Origin of the sequence: Flavobacterium tibetense, from assembly GCF_003293845.1 — a bacterium.
Taxonomy (GTDB): domain Bacteria; phylum Bacteroidota; class Bacteroidia; order Flavobacteriales; family Flavobacteriaceae; genus Flavobacterium; species Flavobacterium tibetense.
In genome coordinates this window covers 1-1426 of record NZ_QLST01000041.1, presented here as the reverse complement: position 1 = coordinate 1426, position 1426 = coordinate 1, and the positions used below count along the sequence as shown (strand labels likewise).

Genomic DNA, 1426 nt, shown 5'->3' with positions numbered 1-1426 from the left:
CCATTGAATCTTCCATCCCATCCTTGTCCTTGTGGGCTAATTTGTTTCAACAGTTTACCATATCTGTCAAAAATATAGATTCTTGCTTCAGGTTGGTCTTGTAATCCAATAATATTCCAAGTATCGTTAAATCCATCTCCATTTGGTGTGAAAAATGGCGGGTAATCTATTACCAATACTTCTATAGTCAAATATGTACATCCTTGTGTATCGATTACAGTCACTGTATGTAATCCTGCTGAAACGCTAGTGAAAACATTTGATTCTTGGAAGCCTTCACCATCTAACTGATATAGTAACGTTCCTGTTCCGCCTGTTACACTTACTGTTATGGTAGCATTATCTGAAAACGCATCTGTAACTGAAGCGGATGCAGCTGTGGCTGGTTGTACTTCTATTACATTGGCAAACACCTCCTCAGATATACATCCTGTTATTGTATTGGTTACAATTAATGAATACGTTCCTGGTTGTGTAGCTGTGTATGTGTTTCCTGTTGCTCCTGCAATCAATGTATCATTGTAATACCAATCAAAATCATACATAGCACCACTTATCCCACTCTGCAATACATACGTCTGGAAGGTAACTCCTGAACCATCAACACAAATCGCTCCGTCTTGTAACGTAGGACGTGGCAATGGATTCACTCTAACTATGAAATCTGTAGTATTTCCAATACATCCATTCAAACGTGAAGTTACACGGTAACGGATAAATCCTTGTTGATCCGTTTCATTAATCAATATGTCATCAATCAATATCGGTGATACTCCTGAACCTTGAGTCGCATAACCTGCTGTGATATTTACAGCCTCAACTACTTCCCAATCTAACTCCGTTCCTGTCATCAATGGCGTTACCGAAATATTTAAATTCGCATTCTCGCCACTACAAATCTCTGATATTGGTAAACCTATCGGAGTGCCCGGAATCGGATTAACTGTAATAACTGGCGTTACAACTGAAACTCCTGTACATCCATTACGAATCGGAGTAATCTCAAACTGAATCGTTCCAGCTACTAATGGATCAGTAGTAACTAAAGTAACATCGATATCACCCGTAGTACTTGTGCCACTAGTTACTCCGCCAACTATCGTTACTCCATTATTATTAATCGCTTGCCAAGTGTAACTTAACCCACTTGGAATACCAACTACACTTATCGATACTTCATTATTAGAACAAATCGTCTCTGCACTTACATTTACATCCGTAATCTCTGGTACTGGATTAACAACAACTTGAATCGTAACTGCATCTCCATCACAATTATTAGCTCGTGGGATTACAACTATAGTAACAAAACCAACAACCGTAGGATCTTGTAATTGAACTAACTGATTAATATCTGTACCATCTCCATCTAAAACAAATGAACCCTCAATATTGGTAGTCGATGCTGACCAAGTATAAGTAGTAC

Annotated in this window: 1 protein-coding gene; it reads right to left on the bottom strand. The window is 38.5% G+C overall.

All coding sequences use genetic code 11. The annotated features are described in order from the left end of the window. The coding region (locus DPN68_RS12995; RefSeq protein ID WP_133256613.1) for a T9SS type B sorting domain-containing protein at positions 1 to 1426 on the bottom strand (1426 nt) is incomplete at both ends.